16 protein-coding genes are annotated in these 17,189 nt (G+C 44.5%); 7 read left to right on the top strand and 9 right to left on the bottom strand.

Annotated features, from left to right (window positions below; genetic code table 11):
* Window position 1 precedes the first annotated feature (1 nt).
* Window positions 2–2,407: a phenylalanine--tRNA ligase subunit beta gene (gene pheT, locus R7035_RS01605; protein WP_085569564.1), complete on the top strand. Its 2,406-nt coding sequence runs from the start codon at window positions 2–4 to the stop codon at window positions 2,405–2,407.
* Between the two features lie 214 nt (window positions 2,408–2,621).
* On the opposite strand, the gene R7035_RS01600 is transcribed toward pheT, so the two are convergent.
* Window positions 2,622–3,503, bottom strand: a complete 882-nt coding sequence (locus tag R7035_RS01600; protein WP_318145939.1) for an AEC family transporter — start codon at window positions 3,501–3,503, stop codon at window positions 2,622–2,624.
* Between the two features lie 534 nt (window positions 3,504–4,037).
* On the opposite strand from R7035_RS01600, the gene ihfA reads away from it, so the two are divergent.
* Window positions 4,038–4,334 carry an integration host factor subunit alpha gene (gene ihfA / locus R7035_RS01595; protein ID WP_005377899.1) on the top strand — a complete coding sequence of 99 codons (297 nt, stop codon included), beginning with the start codon at window positions 4,038–4,040 and terminating at the stop codon, window positions 4,332–4,334.
* A gap of 121 nt (window positions 4,335–4,455) precedes the next feature.
* Here ihfA and R7035_RS01590 read toward each other — a convergent pair whose 3' ends face one another.
* Window positions 4,456–5,235 (bottom strand): phosphoribosylglycinamide formyltransferase, encoded by a 780-nt coding sequence (locus R7035_RS01590; RefSeq protein WP_005377897.1) that lies wholly within the window; start codon window positions 5,233–5,235, stop codon window positions 4,456–4,458.
* A gap of 315 nt (window positions 5,236–5,550) precedes the next feature.
* On the opposite strand from R7035_RS01590, the gene R7035_RS01585 reads away from it, so the two are divergent.
* Complete coding sequence (locus R7035_RS01585; RefSeq protein WP_021707633.1) at window positions 5,551–6,201, top strand: thiopurine S-methyltransferase; 651 nt, start codon at window positions 5,551–5,553, stop codon at window positions 6,199–6,201.
* 72 nt (window positions 6,202–6,273) lie between these two features.
* Here the strand turns inward: R7035_RS01585 and purT are convergent, their stop codons facing one another.
* The 7 genes from purT to R7035_RS01550 form a co-directional block, all read right to left on the bottom strand.
* Window positions 6,274–7,449 carry a formate-dependent phosphoribosylglycinamide formyltransferase gene (gene purT / locus R7035_RS01580; protein ID WP_132936598.1) on the bottom strand — a complete coding sequence of 392 codons (1,176 nt, stop codon included), beginning with the start codon at window positions 7,447–7,449 and terminating at the stop codon, window positions 6,274–6,276.
* 143 nt (window positions 7,450–7,592) lie between these two features.
* Window positions 7,593–8,480, bottom strand: coding sequence for a cytidine deaminase (gene cdd / locus R7035_RS01575; RefSeq protein ID WP_005377892.1), 888 nt, complete (start codon window positions 8,478–8,480; stop codon window positions 7,593–7,595).
* 431 nt (window positions 8,481–8,911) lie between these two features.
* Window positions 8,912–9,589, bottom strand: coding sequence for an LrgB family protein (locus R7035_RS01570; RefSeq protein WP_171344747.1), 678 nt, complete (start codon window positions 9,587–9,589; stop codon window positions 8,912–8,914).
* A 1-nt stretch (window position 9,590) separates the two neighbouring features.
* Window positions 9,591–9,965 (bottom strand): CidA/LrgA family protein, encoded by a 375-nt coding sequence (locus R7035_RS01565; RefSeq protein ID WP_005397786.1) that lies wholly within the window; start codon window positions 9,963–9,965, stop codon window positions 9,591–9,593.
* A 55-nt stretch (window positions 9,966–10,020) separates the two neighbouring features.
* Window positions 10,021–11,442, bottom strand: a complete 1,422-nt coding sequence (gene sbcB, locus R7035_RS01560; RefSeq protein WP_047100708.1) for an exodeoxyribonuclease I — start codon at window positions 11,440–11,442, stop codon at window positions 10,021–10,023.
* A gap of 156 nt (window positions 11,443–11,598) precedes the next feature.
* Window positions 11,599–12,972, bottom strand: a complete 1,374-nt coding sequence (locus R7035_RS01555; protein ID WP_047100707.1) for an L-cystine transporter — start codon at window positions 12,970–12,972, stop codon at window positions 11,599–11,601.
* A gap of 200 nt (window positions 12,973–13,172) precedes the next feature.
* On the bottom strand, window positions 13,173–13,862 hold the full coding sequence (locus tag R7035_RS01550; RefSeq protein WP_318145938.1) for an NAD(P)H-binding protein: 690 nt from the start codon (window positions 13,860–13,862) through the stop codon (window positions 13,173–13,175).
* Between the two features lie 249 nt (window positions 13,863–14,111).
* Here R7035_RS01550 and cobT point away from each other — a divergent pair, with 249 nt between their 5' ends.
* The 4 genes from cobT to cobC are packed head-to-tail and all read left to right on the top strand — an operon-like array spanning window position 14,112 to window position 17,117.
* The gene (gene cobT / locus R7035_RS01545) at window positions 14,112–15,155 is read left to right on the top strand and encodes a nicotinate-nucleotide--dimethylbenzimidazole phosphoribosyltransferase (protein ID WP_318145937.1); all 1,044 of its coding nucleotides are present in this window, start codon (window positions 14,112–14,114) and stop codon (window positions 15,153–15,155) included.
* Complete coding sequence (locus R7035_RS01540) at window positions 15,155–15,961, top strand: adenosylcobinamide-GDP ribazoletransferase (protein ID WP_054576446.1); 807 nt, start codon at window positions 15,155–15,157, stop codon at window positions 15,959–15,961. Before cobT ends, R7035_RS01540 begins: the two co-directional genes overlap by 1 nt.
* Complete coding sequence (gene cobU / locus R7035_RS01535) at window positions 15,958–16,491, top strand: bifunctional adenosylcobinamide kinase/adenosylcobinamide-phosphate guanylyltransferase (protein ID WP_065274411.1); 534 nt, start codon at window positions 15,958–15,960, stop codon at window positions 16,489–16,491. Before R7035_RS01540 ends, cobU begins: the two co-directional genes overlap by 4 nt.
* A gap of 11 nt (window positions 16,492–16,502) precedes the next feature.
* Window positions 16,503–17,117 (top strand): alpha-ribazole phosphatase, encoded by a 615-nt coding sequence (gene cobC / locus R7035_RS01530; protein WP_017820880.1) that lies wholly within the window; start codon window positions 16,503–16,505, stop codon window positions 17,115–17,117.
* The last annotated feature ends 72 nt before the right edge of the window (window positions 17,118–17,189 follow it).

Raw genomic sequence — 17,189 nt, 5'->3', positions numbered from 1 at the left:
CATGAAATTCAGCGAATCATGGCTTCGTGAGTGGGTAACCCCTGCGGTTACTACTGACGAGCTAACTCACCAAATTACAATGGCCGGTCTAGAGGTAGACGACGTTCTTCCTGTTGCAGGTTCTTTTACTGGCGTTAAAGTCGGTCACGTTGTTGAATGTGGTCAACACCCAGATGCAGACAAACTGCGCGTAACTAAAGTTGACGTGGGTGAAGAAGAGCTTCTAGACATTGTTTGTGGCGCACCTAACTGTCGCCAAGGTCTGAAAGTAGCAGTAGCAACAGTTGGTGCTGTTCTTCCAGGTGATTTCAAAATCAAAAAAGCGAAACTACGTGGCCAGCCATCTCACGGCATGCTTTGTTCATTCACTGAACTAGGTATCGACGTTGAGTCAGACGGTATCATGGAACTAGCAGAAGACGCAGTAGTCGGTACCGATTTCCGTGAATTCCTAGGTCTAGACGACGTAACAGTAGACGTAGACCTAACGGCAAACCGCGCTGACTGTTTCAGCATTCGTGGTCTAGCTCGTGAAGTTGGCGTACTAAACCGTGCTGACGTGACAGAGCCATTAGTAGAAGCAGTTGCCCCTTCAATCGACGATAAAGTGTCTATCGAAGTGAAAGCTCCTGCTGCGTGTCCTCGTTACCTAGGTCGTGTTATTAAGAACGTAAACGTTCAAGCTGAAACACCACTATGGATGCAAGAGAAACTGCGTCGTTGTGGTATTCGCTCTATCGACCCTGTAGTAGACATCACTAACTACGTTCTTCTAGAGCAAGGCCAACCAATGCACGCATTCGATCTAGCGAAGATCGAAGGTGGCATCGTAGTTCGTATGGCTGAGCAAGGTGAGAAGCTAACGCTTCTTGACGGCAACGAAGCAGAACTAAACGCAGATACACTAGTAGTTGCTGACCACAACAAAGCACTTGCAATCGCAGGTATCTTTGGTGGTGAAGAGTCTGGTGTAACAACTGAGACTAAAGACGTTCTACTAGAGTGTGCATTCTTTGCACCTGACCACATCCGTGGCCGCGCACGTAGCTACGGTCTTCACACTGATTCTTCAATGCGTTTCGAGCGTGGTGTGGATTACGCACTACAAGTGAGCGCAATGGAGCGTGCAACACAGCTTCTTGTTGAAATTTGTGGTGGTGAAGTAGCACCTGTTGTAGCTGTAGAATCTGAAGCAGACCTACCTAAGCCAAACAAAGTTGCACTACGTCGCACGAAACTAGACAACCTACTAGGTCACCACATCGCTGATGCTGATGTAGTAGAAATCCTAGAGCGCCTAGGTTTGACTGTTGAAGCTTCAGAAGAAGGTTGGGTGGCAGTAGCGCCAACATGGCGTTTCGATATCGCTATCGAGCAAGATCTGATTGAAGAAGTTGGCCGTATCTACGGTTACGACAACATTCCTAACCAAAACCCAGCAGCAGCACTTAAGATGCACAACCACGTTGAAGCGGATCTTCCACTGAAACGCGTTCGTGATCTTCTTGTTGACCGTGGTTACCACGAAGCAATCACATACAGCTTCGTTGAGCCTGAGCAGCAAAAGCTAGTTGTACCTGGTGTTGAGCCTCTAGTACTTCCAAACCCAATTTCTGCAGACATGTCAGCAATGCGTCTTGGTCTTATCCAAGGTCTGCTGAACACGGTTGTTCACAACCAGAAGCGTCAACAGCCACGCGTTCGTCTATTCGAATACGGCCTACGTTTCATCCCATGTGAATCTGCAGAAAACGGCATGCGCCAAGAGCCTATGCTAGCGGGTGTTATCGCTGGTACTCGCGGTGAAGAACATTGGGATATCGAAACTAACACGGTTGATTTCTTCGACCTTAAAGGCGATCTAGAAGCGATTCTAGAGCTATCTGCGAACGAAAAAGCGTACTCTTTCGCTGCACTGTCACCTGAAAGCAAAAAAGCTAACCCAGCACTTCACCCAGGTCAATCTGCGGCAATCATCGTAGATGGCAAAGAAGTGGGCGTGATCGGTACCGTTCACCCTGAGCTTGAGCGTAAGTTCGGTCTAAATGGTCGTACTATCGTATTCGAAATCGAATGGTCTGCAATTAACAGCAAAGTGATCCCAGAAGCGGTAGCACTTTCTAAATTCCCTTCAAACCGTCGTGATATCGCGGTAGTAGTGGATGAAGCTGTTGCATCTGGTGACATTGTTAACGCTTGTCTAGAGCAAGGTGGCGAGTTCCTTAAAGATGCAAAACTGTTCGACGTTTACGTAGGTAAAGGCGTTGAAGAAGGTAAGAAGAGCCTAGCAATCGCTCTGACTCTACAGTCACTTGAGCGTACGCTTGAAGATGCAGATATCGCTGGTGCGGTTGACGCTATCGTTGCTCACGTTTCTGAGAAGTTTGGTGCGTCTCTACGTGACTAATCTCGCGTAACGTATCTTCTTAAGAAATGAAAACCCTGCCAGTTTGGCAGGGTTTTTTTATTTTTAGGATTACCTTATCGTTGTTCAAGTTCCTTACTGCTCGCACCACCCCTCATTATTTTAAAATACTAGACCAAACTAGGGATGGCCCTTACCCGAGATTAGGAACGTATTGTTTTTCAGCTAATACACGCTAACGATAGCTTATTGGCGGTTAGGCAGCGAGTGAGAGGGTATAGCTAAGCAGAAGAGGCAGCGTAAGAATGCTGAAAAAGTTGCCAAATAGTACCATTGACGCCACCTTCATGGGTTCTATATTCAGTCTTTCCGCAAATAGGTAATTCATGACGGCTGGCGGCAGCATTGTGAAGAGCACCATCATTTGCAATTGCATCGTTGGAAGGGGAATTAACCAATAAATAAGTGCAAAAGCGACAGCACCAGTTGCCAGTGACTGCACGGTACACAACACACCAATCTTTAAACCGTCCAACCGTAAATGACACATTTGTGCCCCCAGAGATAAAAGCATCACGGGTACGACCGCTTGCCCAAGTAGAGCAGTGGCTTCGTATAAAGGCGCCCATGCACCCACATTTGACACGTTGAGAAACAGAGCCAACGACGCTGCTAAAAAGATTGGCATCTTGACTATTTGCTTAAAAGGGTTGCCATGACTAAGCAGCATTACGCCTAAGCTGATATGCAAGCATGCTGACACGACAAATAAAAGCACTGCTGACGACAGCGCAATTTCTCCAAACGTATAGGTAAACAAAGGAATAGCTAGATTTCCGCTATTGCGAAACATATGTGGTGGCGCCCAGGTTTTAAACGAGAGTGACGTCCATCGACATACCGGGATCATGAGTAGTGCGGGAATTAAAACCGCGACAATTGCCGCCAAAAGAAGCGGCCCCTGATTTGAATCGAGCGGCATGCTAACGAGTGACGAAAATACCAGTGCTGGCGTAAACACCTCAATATTAATGCGGTTTATTGGGCGAAAGTCAGGCTTGATGTAACGACCGACCAAATAGCCAACTCCGACAAGAGCAAAAACAGGGAAAAGAATATTTATGATTTGATTAATCATGGTCGCCTAGAAGCAGTGTAAGAAGCTAATGAGGAAATACACGAACTTCCACATTATCAATCTTTATATATGGCGTCATCGTTAAACAGCGAGAAGCGTGGGTTTAATCAAGCTTTCAAAGCACAGTTGCAAAGTACAGGTGGTCATACCTTTTAATCTAATTGTTACGTATCGAGTTACATACAAATCACTGAATTTACGACAAGTTCTATGTCAAATGTCTGTTAAATAACCAATATCTGATATTTTTATTAAATAGTGTTTAATGTTGATATTTAAACTACTTTTAGTTTTATAATCTGGATGTTTTTCCTGATAAAGATGAAACAAAAACAAAAATATCAAATTTCTGGCGTTTAACAATAATTTACGTAGTGCTATTCCTTTTGTTCGCCAAGAAAAAAGTTGGCGAAAATCATAAGCTTGTCATACACTTCCTGATGTAACCCCGATATGTTGTTGAATTGGTAGGGTAAAACTGCTCTGGCGCTACACTAACGTAGCATTGTTTAACATAGCTTTGAGGAAAGTTTTATGGCGCTCACAAAAGCCGAACTGGCAGAAAACCTGTTTGATAAATTAGGATTTAGTAAGCGGGACGCCAAGGAAACGGTGGAAGTGTTCTTTGAAGAGATTCGTAAGGCACTGGAAAGTGGCGAACAGGTAAAACTGTCAGGTTTTGGTAACTTTGATCTTCGTGACAAGAATGAACGACCTGGTCGTAACCCGAAAACTGGTGAAGATATTCCAATTACTGCTCGACGTGTAGTGACTTTTCGCCCGGGTCAGAAGTTAAAAGCTCGTGTAGAAAACCTGAAGAAAGTACAGTAAGCCGAATAAATGGATCACGCTAAGGCGTGGTCTTTTTTTGCGTAAAATTCGTGTGCATACAAATGAAAACCACCGCCATGCGGTGGTTTTTCTGTTTATGAGAGACGCTTAATGATATCGGTTACGCCGCTTCTAGATGCGTTGTTAAGTATGGTTGCCATGCTTGTTGGTACAAGTTCTTAGACTGTGTACGCATGTTGCGAATAGAGGCAAGCTCTATTTCGCTTAGCTCACGTTTTTCCAACATCGCTTGACGTTCTAGTTTCTGGATTTTTTCGTATAGGTCGTGTTCGGGACCGCTTTTTACATCTGCGATTGCTTTCAAGTGCAGTTGAACTTCGGCTACTAGGTTTGTTTTTGGTAAACGAACGAGCAAGTTCAAGTCTCTATATCCTGAAGGGCCAGGTTTTTTGAATCGATTTTTTACTTTCACAATCGTTGTTTCACGCTCTAACGTTTCATAAATGGAGACTAAGCTCGCGACGTCTTCAGCTACAATCGTTGCACGTGCTAGGTCAGTAATACGTTCAACTTTCCCATCTAACTCTAAAGCTATCTTTTCTTCTGCTCGTTGTTTGGATTTCACGCCTGCGAAGTATGGCTGAGCGTCATTAAGAAGTGCGGTACTCTTACAGATAGTTTCAAGTTCAAATTGTGCTTGGTGAGCTTTGCTGTAAAGGATGTCGAAGTCAGAATATGGCTGAGTTGGTGTGGTGTCGATTGACTGAATGCCATATAAACCGCTAAGGCTGTGTTTAAAAAGTTTCGAACAAACTTCGTTTTGGCTGGTTGAACGATTTTGTTCGCCATTAGGCGCAGGGGTAATTGGAAGTGCGGCAAATGCCGGTGCACGGCTAAGTACCAAAAGCATCAATGCTGTAGTACGAAGAAATAAGCTCATTCACTCTCCTTAACTTGCTTGTACTTAGAAAATAGGGAACATAAAGGTCGCTAAGTTCGGCAAATCAGGTACTAACTTATAAATGGGGCCATTACGAAAGATTCCAAGGTTTCAGTTTTATCTTGAAGTAGAATCATGCGTTAGATCACCATTTCTCTTTTCTTTATTCTGATTATCAGATAAAGGCGCGTCTCCTATGAGACCGATTACATCCTATCACCGCAGTATTAACCAAAGATGAACGGCATAGACAAATTGAAAAAAAACGTTAGTCTTACCTCTCAAAATGAAAACAGCCGACAAGTAGAAAGTAAAATGAGAGACCAAGAATTTTGGCATAACAAATGGGCCAGCAATCAAATCGGATTTCACTTGGAAGATGTAAACCCGCTATTACCAGTATATTGGAAACACACTAATCCAAAGCGTGAAGATAAAGTGTTAGTTCCTTTATGTGGAAAGTCAGAAGACTTGATTTGGCTAGCGATGAAGCATGATTCGGTTGAAGGCGTTGAGCTAAGCCATATTGCTGTGCGTGCCTTTTTTGCTGAACATTTTTACACGCCAACGGTAACGCCTCTTAATGGCATGCACGAGCTTTATCAATTTGATGAGCTCTCTATTTATACTGGGGACTTTTTCACTGCACCAGTATCTCAAGCCGATATCATTTATGATCGCGCCGCGTTGGTTGCTTTACCGCAAGATATGCGAGAGGAGTATGTAGAGCGTCTCAAGCAACTTTTGAACCCAGGCGGTCGTATTTTGCTTGTTACACTCAACTATCCTCAAGAAGAGATGGCGGGGCCTCCATTTAGCGTGCCGGTCGAAGAGATTGAGCAGTTATTTTCAGGTTACAAAGTTACTTGTTTGAACGTAGATGAAGCTGACGAGAATCATCCTAAAATTGCGAAAAAAGGCTTAAGTCGCTTCTCTGAAGAAGTGTACTTAATCGAGAGTGAATAGGCTCTCTTCGGTTTGGAACACGAAATAGCGCAGCAATTTGAGCTGCGCTATTTTTGTATGAGTGGTTCGTATTTAATAAATGATATTCACTTTTGAAGCACTTTCAATAGCATCTTGAACGGCTTCTTCGGTGGTTTTTCGTCGCGTAAGGACAACACCTAAACGGCGGCGACCATCGATTTCTGGCTTACCGAATAGACGAACTTGTGTTTGAGGTTGAGCTAAAGCTTTGCTTAGGTTTTCAAAGCGAATGTTTGTGGAAGTCCCTTGTCCAAGAATAACAGCAGACGCAGATGGGCCATATTGCACAATATTATTAATTGGCATTCCGGTAAACGCGCGCACGTGGAGAGCAAACTCAGACATTTCCTGTGAAATCATTGTAACCATACCCGTATCGTGAGGGCGAGGAGAGACCTCATTGAAAATGACTTTATCGCCTTTAACAAATAGCTCTACACCAAAGATGCCGTAGCCACCGAGCGCGTTTACCACTTTCTCAGCCGTGTATTCAGCTGCTTTTACTGCGTTTTCTGACATAGTTTGCGGTTGCCATGATTCGCGGTAGTCGCCATCTTCCTGACGATGACCAATTGGAGCACAGAAATGCACACCGTCAACGGCTCTGATGGTCAATAAAGTGATTTCGTAATCGAAGTCGATAAAACCTTCCACGATAACGCGACCTGCACCCGTACGCCCGCCTTCCTGAGCGTAATCCCATGCTTTTGTAACGTCGTCTTCGGTCTTGATAACACTTTGCCCTTTACCTGAAGAGCTCATCACAGGCTTCACCACGCACGGAATACCCACATGCTCAACCGCGGCTTTGAAGTCTTCAAAGTTATCTGCAAAACGATAAGGTGAAGTCGTCAATTCCAGTTCTTCTGCTGCCAAACGTCGGATACCTTCACGATTCATTGTTAGCCTGGTTGCCTTAGCGGTTGGAACAACATTCAGTCCTTTTTCTTCAAGCTCTACCAGTTTGCCGGTTGCGATGGCTTCAATTTCTGGTACGACGTAAGTAGGTTGTTCCTTCGTAATAACTTCTTCTAAGGCGTTCCCATCTAACATGTCGATAACATAACTACGGTGAGCGACTTGCATCGCTGGAGCATTGGCATAGCGATCACAAGCAATCACTTCTAAACCAAGTCTCTGGCATTCAATGGCGACTTCTTTACCGAGTTCGCCAGAGCCTAAAAGTAATACACGGGTAGCATTTGCGCTAGTTGCAGTGCCAAACATAGTGTTCCCTTACAAAATAGAGTGATGAGACAGAAATTGCAGGAGATCATACTCAAGTTTCATGACAAAGCAAACGTTTGCTTTTGGTTTTTAGGTAATAAAAAAGCTCTACATGTTGTAGAGCTTTTTGTTGAATTTGTCGTTTATACGTTGACAAAACTAAGCGGAATATCTGGATTCAACGCTTCCAACGTTGATTGCGTATCGGCTAAGTGACTGATCTTACCTTCAGAGTTTTCTACCAATGCAGCGGCTTTGATGCTGTCAAAGGTTTCACCCGCAAGTAAAACTTGGATTAGCGCAACTTGTAGCGGTGGCAAGCTAGGATTAAACGCTGCATTTTCTGCATAAGCGCCTTGGAATACACGGCCGCTAGTCATCTCTAATGCTAAACCACTCAAGTTGTTGGTGTATGGAGAGTGGCTCATGTTCATCGCTTCAACTGCACTTTGGATGAGTGCGTCTTCATCATCACATGAGAATTGGTGTTTAACTTCTGCCATTAAGCCGGACTCGATACCGAGATCGTTTGGTCCAAAGGCTTCAGGCAGGTATTCATGAAGTGACTTTTCTTCGCGTTCTGGGAGCTGGATTTTAAGCTCGTTTGCGGTAGATAACTCATTCATGAACTGGCGGCAGTGACCACATGGGCTGAAGTTGATAGTGATATCCTTAACACCACGTTCGCCTTTCATCCAAGCATGGCTAATCGCAGACTGCTCTGCGTGAACCGTTTGACCCAACTGTACACCAAAGAATTCCATGTTGGCACCGAAGTAAAGGCGACCTGAAAGACCACGAACGATAGCGCCGACATAAAAGTCAGAAAGGGGAGCATAGGAGTACGCTGCGGCAAAAGGAAGTAGCGCAACACGAAGCTCTTTGTCTGATAGACCGGTAGCTGAAAGCAACTGCTCAAATTGTTGAACTGAAAGCGTAGCATCAAAATCATCAGCTTGGATGATAGGAGCAAGTTGTTTGGAAAGTGCTTCTGGAGCGCCTGCTAGCGCCTGTTCAATGCGACTTTTCATGTTGAATCCTTGTTATTGCATGGACAGTTATTCTATGTGAAAGATAGAAATGTTCCGTGCGTTAGATCACGATAAATAATGCAATTGATAATTCTGTTACATAATTAGAGTGAGCTCACACATGTATTCGATTGCACAGGTGTGAAGCGTTATCTCCGTCTCACAATTAACCATATCAGTATATATTCATATGACCAAGGAGCAGGAGTATGTTACCAACGCGACTTTTACCGCTATGCTACTTTATACTTACGTAATCTAGAGCGAGTGGTAGCAGCTAGAATGCTAATGCTATGAATGTATATCTCAGTCAAGTCCCTTCACGATATTACTGGGTGAGTTTGATAGATAAGATAGGGTTTTGAAAAGGGATAAGTAAGAAACGGAAAGGCTACGGCCTGCCGGAAGGAGGGCAGACCGAGAGCGCTTAACTATTGATATAGCCAGACCGCCAAAGCAAAAAAACTTGGAGCCAAAATAGAAGTTATGATCCCACATAAAACCAATGCGAGTGATGAGAACGCGGCATCTATGGGCTGTTTCTCTGCACAAGTAGCGGTGCCTAAGGCATGAGAGACTGTACCCATTGTCAGACCACGTGCAATCGGGTGTTTAATTCCAATTAAGTTGTAAATTGGGTATGCCAAAATCGCGCCCAATAAACCAACAATCAGAACCAAGATCGCCGCAACGGCAGCTTCACCACCGAGGTGACTCGAAATTTCCATTGCTATTGGCGTAGTGACGGATTTACCCACTAGACTTGCGATTAAACTGATATCTGCTTTGAAAGCGACTGCGATCAAGGTGGTTGTCATCATCGACATCACACTGCCTACTGTGCAAGCGAAAGTGATGATTCGCCAGTTTGCTTTAATTTGTGGTAGTTGTTCATATAGTGGATAAGCCAGAGCAACTACAGCAGGTTGAAGCAAAAAGCTAATTCCTTCGTTATCCGCATAATACTTTTCAAATGGCACATTTAAGTAAGTAAGCAAAGGAATGAGCACTGCGATACTGATCAGCAAAGGGTTTGCTAGAGGATTGTTCACTTTGATTGCGATTTGGCGAGCGATAAGAAAAACCGCAATGGTAACAACTAACCACATATCAGTGTTTCTCCTTTAGCAAGTAGTCCAGCAGCCAAGCGAGGCTGACTAGTACAATGAGTGAGCCTCCAACTGCGCTGGCAATGATAGGGAGGGCATTAGCGAGTAGCATATCGAAATGTTGCATTAATCCGACGCTAATAGGAACGAACAATAAGATCATATAGCGGATAAATAGCGTGGCGCCCGGTTTGACCCAGTCGACTTTTACAAGCCCAAGAGTCATGGAGAAAAACAGTACGAGCATACCGATGACACTTCCAGGAACGGAAACGCCAGTGAACTTTTGAATGGTAATTCCGATGCCAAGTGCTCCCATGATGAGGAAGATTGAAATGAGCAGTTGGATCAGTTGTAAGAATCGTTCTTTAATCATTTTGACAGTATATAAACAACAAGCACACCATAAGGTGCGCTTGTATTAGGAGGAGTTAGGAAGCTAAGCTCTCTACATAACAGTACACGGATTTTAATATCGCAATCTTCTTTTCGTCACTTTCATGTTCGTGAACTAAGTTTTCTAAATTCAGCATGTACTCTTCAATTTGGCTTTCAAACACTTCTCGACAGTGTAGTGCCCAGCGTCTTTGTTCTTGCTCGTCTAATGTGCCTGGGAAGTTACGCGCACGATAGCGGAACAATAGAGGTTTAATACGCTTGTCATCAAATTCAATGTCTAATGCAGCAAGATTATTCGGGTCGGTTTCTCGAATGATATCCATAGCTGCGCGATCAGCCGGAGAAAAGAACCCGTCGTAAAGCTGTGTATCGACGTCATCACTTTTATCGAATTTACGCTCGACTGAAAAGAGGCTAATCAGCTTTTCTCTAATTTCAGGATGTTGGCGCAACAAAGCGAGATTAGCGAGACATTGCTGGCGATCAATGCCAATAGACTCTGCATTTTCAGCCGTTAACGTTTTTGCAGGGGCGAGAATAGGGCATTTGTTCAAATGAACTAGTTTAACTGGCACTGGTAGCAATTCACCAAGATCTTCGCGCTTAGTGTAGAGTCTTTCGTGCAGCTCTTCTGCGGATAGCTCAAGAATAGGTTGAGGGTCTTTCGCTAAATCGATGGTGATAACGGCATTATTATTGGTTGGATGCCAAGCAACAGGCACAATCCAGCTAGTGTACTGGCATTCGCGCCCTAACATGCCTGAAACGTGCATCAACGGTGTCATGTTGACGATGTCGACTAAATCATTGAGCTTGCGCTTTTGGCGCATAGAAAAAAAGTAATCAAACAATTTTGGTTGCGCTGCTTTTACTTTCTTTGCCATTTCGATAGTCGCAATCACATCTGCCATGGCATCGTGCGCGTTACTATGTTCTATGCCGTTAGCCACAGACAAGTGTTCTAATTTAAAGCTAGTGAAGCCATCTTCGTTTTCTGGCCATTCTACGCCTTCTGGGCGAAGGGCATGGCACGCGCGTAGTACATCGAGTAAATCCCAACGCGAGTTACCGTTTTGCCAACTCCATGCGTATGGATCGATAAAGTTGCGATAACAAGTATAACGGGTCACTTCGTCATCAAAGCGAATGCTGTTGTAGCCTAAACTGGTGGTATTTGGTCTCGCGAGTTCAGCGTGAATCTTAGCGATAAACTCTGGCTCAGAAAGGCCTTCTTGAACCGTTTTTTGCGGAGTAATACCAGTAATAAGCGCAGCTTCAGGAGACGGAAGATAATCAGCTGGTGGTTGACAGTACATGACTAAAGGCTCGCCGATGATATTAAAGTTTTCATCTGTACGAACACCAGCAAACTGGCTTGGGCGATCTTTCGCGGGGTTGGTTCCCCATGTCTCATAATCAAAGAAGAAAAAAGTGGGCTGATTATCTTGGTGCATTCTGCTTACCGTTTACAAAACCGATGACAGTATTAGACCATTCAACGCCTTGACTAGCAACGAAAGATGCAAGTTGAATTTTTGAAAATGAAAAAAGCCGATGGCGAACCATCGGCTTGATATTTTACGTTTATCGCTTTGGAAGGAATTTGAGTTCTATGCTCGTGTTTCTTCCAATGTTGCTTCACTTTCTGGTGACTTCAGCACTCGGCTAGCAATTGTACCCGCAGTCATTGAGCCTGAAACGTTTAGTGCGGTACGTGCCATGTCAATCAATGGTTCAATAGAGATAAGTAGCGCCGCGATGGTCACAGGTAAGCCCATTGCAGGAAGAACAATCAAGGCTGCAAACGTTGCACCGCCGCCAACACCTGCAATACCAAATGAACTGATGGTGATAATCGCAATCAATGACAGGATAAAGTGTAGATCAAGTGGGTTGATACCCATTGTTGGAGCTACCATCACTGCAAGCATTGCAGGATAGATACCCGCACAGCCGTTTTGGCCGATAGTGGCACCAAACGATGCTGATAGGTTTGCAATCGCTGGTGGTACGTTAAGCTTCGTGATTTGCGCTTCTACGTTTAGTGGAATTGTTGCTGCTGAGCTACGAGATGTAAACGCGAAGGTCAGTACAGGCCAGATTTTCTTAAAGTATTCCGCAGGGCTAACGCCGACAAAAGAGACTAATACGCCGTGAACAACAAACATCAGTGCGATAGCAACATAAGACGCCACAATAAAGCCAAGTAGGTTTAGGATGTCGCCTGCGCTTGATGTCGCTACCACTTTTGCCATCAGTGCTGCGATGCCGTATGGCGTTAGGGCCATGATCATCTTCACTAATCGCATAACGATAGATTGAGCAGCTTCTACGAAAGTACGAATCGGTGATTCCAACTCTGCTTTTTCCATCATCACTTTACGAGCGGCGATACCAGTTAACACGCCGAAAATCACTACAGCGATAATCGATGTCGAGCGAGCACCTGTTAGATCAGCAAATGGGTTGGTTGGAATGAAACTAACTAGCATTTGAGGAATAGTTAGGTCACTTACTGTACCGGCACGGCTTTCTAGAACGGCGATACGAGCGGTTTCACGCGCACCTTCAGTTAACCCTTCTGCTGAAAGGCCAAATGTTGTTGTCACCAAGATACCGATAAGTGCAGCAATTGCAGTCGTTACTAGAAGAACAGAGATGGTCAGGCCAGAAATTTTACCTAAAGATCCACCTTTCTCCAATTTAACAACTGCAGAGATCATCGATACCAATACTAGTGGCATGATGACCATTTTCAGTAGACCAACGTAGCCACTGCCTACAATGCCCACCCATTCAAGTGTTTGAGCAATTGCGCTGTTGCCTTCACCGTGAATGAGTTGCAAAGCAAGACCAAAAAGAGAACCGGTAACAAGACCGATCAAAACGAGACGTGAAAGAGTATGTTTCTTTTGTTGCTGACTAAATAGAAAGAACAATATGCCAACAAAGACGGCTAGAGAGGCTATCACTGCAAAATTCATAATTTGACCTTATCAACCAACCGAAGTGGCGGTTGTTTTTTATACGGGGTTTTATACGGATGTATTTATGGAGCGTAAGATAACGCTCGTGATATAACTTTAAAAATGACAAACGGGTATTAGCTAGATCTAAAATGAATATAAAAACGAGATCTAAGTCGCGTGAGAGCGTGAATTAGCACGTTAATTGTACAAAATGGTTATTCGTAGTGATGCAGTAAGTCACGCATTTCTTTCCTTTGTAAGTAAACCACCGAGTCTTCTTGATAACTGAAAAGTTGATAAATCATCGCTTTGGCGACATCTTCTGCTCGAATCGGTAAAAAGTTGGACAGTTTGCCAAGCATGAATGGGCGAATTACCTTAAACAGAGTTTGTACTAACTTCTCGTCCATTCTTGGGCTTTGACGTTGACCAACAAGCGGGCCTGGGCGAACAAATACGATTTCCTCAAAATCCATAGCTTCGATTCGTTGTTCCATTTGTCCTTTACAAGCTAAGTAATGGGATGGCGATTTACTATTTGCACCGAGGCTAGAAACAACCGCAAGGCGTTTAACTCCGATTGTTTTCATCTGCTGGGCGACTTTACACACCAGATCAACATCTACTCTACGCAAATTATCCTTACTGCCTGCTTGCTTAAGGGTCGTGCCTAAACAGATAAAGCCGATGGTTGGTGTTGGTTGGTTCTCATCCCATTCGTGGATAGAAAGGTCTGCATCAATGAGAGGAATAAGCTTGTTGTCCACATCTAGGACGCCATCGAGTGGGCGGCGAGAAAGATAATATAATGTTCCAACACCTGATTGATTTATGAGGTTTGCAATGACTTTTGAGCCTACTAAGCCAGTTGCACCGGCGATGATTGCGCAGGTGTTGTTATCCATATCTTTTCTCCTATATGGGAACATAGTCTAAGCTATTGTAGCGGATTTCAACGAGTTACTTATAATCTCGTGCAAGAAAGGTGAGACGCTCTGCGAACTCGGCAGACTATCCTGAGATAAACTTGATTAGCGCTGCCCCAATTGGATGCAAGTGTATACAATAGTGGGGCGCGCAAAAACTGTCGCTGAACAAGACCTCTTGAACAACAGAACATCTCTCACCCAGACAACATCAAAGGAACGTAAAAAATGGATGACTCTTTTGCTGCGGAGATACAAGCACGCATAGATAACAAAACCAAACCCGTCGGTTCTTTAGGCTTATTGGAAAAGGTGGCACTGCAGTTAGCTCTTATTCAAAGTCAGGATAAACCTCAGCCAGTTGATTCCATCGCTATCTGCAAACCGAGCATGCTGGTATTTGCTGGAGATCACGGCGTTGCAGAGGAGGGTGTGAGCATTGCGCCAAGCGAAGTCACTCAGCAAATGGTGGCTAACTTTCTCGCTGGCGGCGCAGCCATCAACTGTTTTTGCGACATTAATGGCATTCAACTCAAAGTAATAGATTGCGGCATGTTGGCTCCTATTGATGTGCTGGTTCCAGAATTTAAATCCCATCCCAACTTGGTTGAACAACGGTTGGGTAACGGCACGGCTAATTTTTCTAAACAATCCGCGATGTCCCCACAACAAGTGGCGTTAGGTTTAAAATATGGTGCGAAGATTGCTGAGCATACCATTTTGCATGGTTCAAACCTCTTAATGTTCGGCGAGATGGGCATCGGTAATACCAGTTCGGCCTCAGCACTGTTATCGGCGCTGAGCTCATTAGATATTGATTATTGTGTTGGCGTTGGCACCGGAATCAATCAACAGCAGTTGAGCCGCAAATATAAACTGGTAGCACAGGGGGTAAACCGATGTCGAGGTCTTGATACCAAAGCGATTCTCGCACAGGTTGGGGGCTTTGAAATCGTACAAATGGTGGGCGCTTTTTTAGAAGCCAAGCGGCTTAAAACTCCAGTTTTAGTGGATGGGTTTATCGTATCGGTAGCGGCTTATATTGCGACGTTGTTAGACGAAGAAACGCGTGAATACATGTTGTTTGCCCATCGCTCTGAAGAAAATGGACATAAATTTGTATTGGAACATCTTAAAGCAGAACCTCTGCTCGACCTTGGTTTACGGCTAGGGGAGGGAACAGGAGCCGCTCTTGCCTTACCCTTGTTAAAAGCTGCCGCTCAGTTTTACAACAAAATGGCGAGCTTCGAGAGTGCAGGAGTTACAGTATAGTGTCAGTCCCTGATAATTCTGAGAAAGTCACGCCGTCATCGTTAAGATACCAGTGGGAGTTATTTCTATTAGCTACCAGTTTTTTTAGCCGCTTACCCGTGCCCCAAGCGTTGCCTTACAGTGAAGAACGCATGAATCAGGCAGGCCGTTACTTCGCGTTAGTTGGTCTCGTGCTTGGAGCACTTTGCGCTTTGGTATTCTCGCTCACCTCAATTTTTTTCCCAGAGTCGGTTGCCATAGTATTAACGATGGTGTTTAGCTTATTGTTAACTGGGGCTTTTCACGAAGACGGCTTGACCGATATGGCGGATGGCATTGGCGGTGGCATGACCGTAGAGCGACGCCTCTCTATTATGAAAGACAGTCGTATTGGCACTTATGGTGCCGCCACTCTCATTATGGCGTTATTGGCTAAGTATGTTTTTTGGAGTGAACTGGCTAACTTGCCGCACTTTTGGTTGGTCATTGTCGTCGCTTACACCGCAAGCCGAGCACTAGCAGCGACGCTTATTTATGACATGCCTTATGTCAGTGACAGTGATACGTCGAAAAGTAAACCGCTAGCAAGTCGCCAGTCTTCTCTAGAAGTCTCCATTTTGTTGTTTACTGGTGGCGTAACATTGCTTGTGCTTGGTATCGCGGATGCGATCTTGATATCGCTTGTTCTCGTGGTATTTCGTTTGATGTTCAAACGTTGGTTAACCAAGAGAATTGGCGGCTTTACGGGGGATTGCCTTGGCGCAGCGCAACAGTTGTCGGAACTGCTTATTTATCTCACTATGATTGGGTTGTATCACTCCTCATGAAGCAATTGATACTCGGTGGCGCGCGCTCTGGGAAGTCGCATTTGGCAGAAAAAACAGCTAAGCAATTATCGGTCGCTTCTCATCGTTCATTACACTATGTTGCAACCGCGCTGCCATTTGACCAAGAAATGCGAGAGCGAATAGCGCATCATCAAAAGCAACGCGGGGGCGAGTGGCAAGAGCATGAATGCCCCCTTCATTTATCTGAGTTACTGACAAATTTCGCTATCACCGATGTTGTATTGATCGACTGTTTAACCTTGTGGCTCAACAATTGGATATTTGAGTTAGGTGATGAATGTTCCAATGAGAAGCTAGAAGCAGAAATTGAAAAGCTTATACAGGTGGTACGTGGCTCAGATGCGACGTTAATATTCGTCTCTAACGAGGTTGGAATGGGCATTGTACCTTTGGGGGCGGTTAGTCGTTATTTTGTGGATAATGCAGGACGGATGAATCAAAAACTAGCCAGTGTTTGCCATCGCGTTACCTTTGTTGCTGCTGGTTTGCCGTTGGTTCTTAAAGAGTAGGATGGAACAAAATGAAAACACTCAATATCTATCTTGTGCGTCATGGAAAAGTAGACGCTCCACCAGGACTCCATGGCCAAACAGATGTAAAAGTTACGCCTGCTGATCAAGAGAGTATTGCTCGGGCTTGGGCTGAGAGTGGACGAGGTGTGGGTGGAATAATTTCTTCTCCACTTTCACGCTGTCAAGAACTGGCAAACATCATTGCTGAACAGCAATTATTACCAGTAATGACGGATGAATCTTTACAAGAGATGGCATTTGGTGATTTTGATGGTATGCCTTTTGATATGCTCACTGAGCAGTGGAAAAAGCTAGATGCTTTTTGGCAATCGCCAGCACAACATACGTTGCCGAATGCTGAGAGCTTAAGCACATTTTCTGAGCGCATATGTCGCGTTTGGTCTCAAATCATCAACGATATCAATGACAATCTACTTATCGTCACGCATGGTGGCGTCATTCGTATGATTCTTGCTCATGTATTGGAGTTAGATTGGCGTAACCCAAAGTGGTATTCGACGTTGTCGATAGGAAACGCTTCTGTCACGCATGTAACAATTACCATAGATGAGCAAATTTACGCCTCGGTGCGTTCGATTGGCGTACCTCTTTTAACTCGTTAATTTATAAATATTAAAATGCCCAGAACGATATTGCTTACGGGCATAGTCACGGAAGATGTCAGTGGAAGCCCA

The organism is Vibrio sp. 1731 (assembly GCF_033339955.1).
GTDB lineage: Bacteria > Pseudomonadota > Gammaproteobacteria > Enterobacterales > Vibrionaceae > Vibrio > Vibrio alginolyticus.
Note: the sequence above shows the minus strand (reverse complement) of the source record. Positions and strands in the feature narration are given on the sequence as shown.

Excerpts from the sequence above, each read along its gene's own strand:
- pheT (WP_085569564.1), top strand. The coding sequence starts at position 2 with ATGAAATTCAGCGAATCATGGCTTCGTGAGTGGGTAACCCCTGCGGTT.
- R7035_RS01600 (WP_318145939.1), bottom strand. The coding sequence starts at position 3,503 with ATGATTAATCAAATCATAAATATTCTTTTCCCTGTTTTTGCTCTTGTC.
- ihfA (WP_005377899.1), top strand. The coding sequence starts at position 4,038 with ATGGCGCTCACAAAAGCCGAACTGGCAGAAAACCTGTTTGATAAATTA.
- R7035_RS01590 (WP_005377897.1), bottom strand. The coding sequence starts at position 5,235 with ATGAGCTTATTTCTTCGTACTACAGCATTGATGCTTTTGGTACTTAGC.
- R7035_RS01585 (WP_021707633.1), top strand. The coding sequence starts at position 5,551 with ATGAGAGACCAAGAATTTTGGCATAACAAATGGGCCAGCAATCAAATC.
- purT (WP_132936598.1), bottom strand. The coding sequence starts at position 7,449 with ATGTTTGGCACTGCAACTAGCGCAAATGCTACCCGTGTATTACTTTTA.
- cdd (WP_005377892.1), bottom strand. The coding sequence starts at position 8,480 with ATGAAAAGTCGCATTGAACAGGCGCTAGCAGGCGCTCCAGAAGCACTT.
- R7035_RS01570 (WP_171344747.1), bottom strand. The coding sequence starts at position 9,589 with ATGTGGTTAGTTGTTACCATTGCGGTTTTTCTTATCGCTCGCCAAATC.
- R7035_RS01565 (WP_005397786.1), bottom strand. The coding sequence starts at position 9,965 with ATGATTAAAGAACGATTCTTACAACTGATCCAACTGCTCATTTCAATC.
- sbcB (WP_047100708.1), bottom strand. The coding sequence starts at position 11,442 with ATGCACCAAGATAATCAGCCCACTTTTTTCTTCTTTGATTATGAGACA.
- R7035_RS01555 (WP_047100707.1), bottom strand. The coding sequence starts at position 12,972 with ATGAATTTTGCAGTGATAGCCTCTCTAGCCGTCTTTGTTGGCATATTG.
- R7035_RS01550 (WP_318145938.1), bottom strand. The coding sequence starts at position 13,862 with ATGGATAACAACACCTGCGCAATCATCGCCGGTGCAACTGGCTTAGTA.
- cobT (WP_318145937.1), top strand. The coding sequence starts at position 14,112 with ATGGATGACTCTTTTGCTGCGGAGATACAAGCACGCATAGATAACAAA.
- cobU (WP_065274411.1), top strand. The coding sequence starts at position 15,958 with ATGAAGCAATTGATACTCGGTGGCGCGCGCTCTGGGAAGTCGCATTTG.
- cobC (WP_017820880.1), top strand. The coding sequence starts at position 16,503 with ATGAAAACACTCAATATCTATCTTGTGCGTCATGGAAAAGTAGACGCT.